The 1,470-nt window shown below is 45.4% G+C and carries 1 protein-coding gene; it reads left to right on the top strand.

The genetic code is table 11. The annotated features are described in order from the left end of the window. Positions 1 to 342 precede the first annotated feature (342 nt). Positions 343 to 1,155, top strand: coding sequence for a polysaccharide deacetylase family protein (locus QZ506_RS15915; RefSeq protein WP_291972381.1), 813 nt, complete (start codon positions 343 to 345; stop codon positions 1,153 to 1,155). The last annotated feature ends 315 nt before the right edge of the window (positions 1,156 to 1,470 follow it).

Genomic DNA, 1,470 nt, shown 5'->3' with positions numbered 1-1,470 from the left:
GAATAATAGGGAATAATGCTGTTATGACACGCATGTTTTGGATTAAAATGCTGATCGCTCCGGGATGCATCACCACGCTCTGGATTTAACATACTGATTTTACGTCAAGGGAATCCGCAGCCTTTATGGCTACGCAGCATAGTATCTATTTATTCAACAAAGCCGTCGATAGCATCAAAAAATACAGGTTATTAAGGTTATTAATGCGTTATAGTGATGAAATGGTTGAGGTTGTGTGTGGGAAGATTAGTGGTTTGTATATTTTTAGTTATGACATTAGCGCACCAATGGCGACGGTAGGCTGTCCCTGTCAACAAGCGCATACAGAAAGAGCGTAATAGAATGAATGCAAGTGCAATTCCCATGCTTATGTATCACCATGTTGGCCCTAAACCTGGGCTGGTGACGCTGTCGCCCGACACCTTTATCGAACAGATGACCTGGTTGGCGCGCGCTGGGTGGAAAACCGTGACTGCGGCTGAATTAGAAGGATTTTACCGCGGAGAGCCTTTGCCGCGTAAAAGTGTGATGATCACCTTTGACGACGGTTATTTAGATAATTGGGTTTATGCGTTTCCGGTGTTAAAACATCTTGGGCTGCATGCGCATATTTTTCTGATTACCAGCCAGATTGGTGACGGACCCGTTCGCCAACTTACGGAGATTGCATTCTCTCACAAAGCGTGTGAGGAAAAAGTCGCCACCGGCCATGCCGATGATGTGATGATGCGTTGGTCTGAAATTGAAGAGATGCAAGCCAGTGGGTTAGTGGAGTTTCACGCGCATACCCATACGCATCAGCGCTGGGACTGGCAAATCACCTATCCCGCTGAACGCCACCGCGCATTGGAAACAGATCTGCGTCTGTGCCGTGAAACGCTGATTGCGCGACTGGGGTCGTGTAGCCGCCATTTTTGCTGGCCTATGGGTTTTTATAACCACGATTACGCTGCCATTGCTCAAGCGCAAGGGTTTGACTATCTCTACACCACCGAACGAAGAATGAACATGCCCCGACACCTGACCTGGCGCTTGGGACGTATCAGCACCAAAGAGCGAGAAGACACCTCTTGGCTTAAACGGCGGTTGTTTCTTTATACCACACCGGTTATTTCTTCATTATTTGCATTACATAAAGGTCAGCGTTATACCTGAGGTTCCTTTTATGCAATGACAACGTGCCCAGAATAATGTTCATGGGTATTTTATGTATTTATTTTTCGAAAATACTTTTCTGTATAAAAAGTATTTACCTTTCGTTTAGCTTCGCTCTCATAAAATTACGCCAGATGTTATACACACCGTGCATATCCTCGTTTGAGGGTGTTTGAGGCCTTGTTGAATAATAGGGAATAATGCTGTTATGACACACCTGTTTTGGATTAAAATGCTGATCGCATCCGGGATGCATCACCACGCTCTGGATTTAACATACTGATTTTACGTCAAGGGAATCCGCAGCCTTTATGG

Origin of the sequence: Candidatus Symbiopectobacterium sp. (assembly GCF_020054415.1) — a bacterium.
Classification (GTDB): Bacteria; Pseudomonadota; Gammaproteobacteria; order Enterobacterales; family Enterobacteriaceae; genus Symbiopectobacterium.
This window is presented reverse-complemented; position numbering and strand designations above follow the sequence as displayed.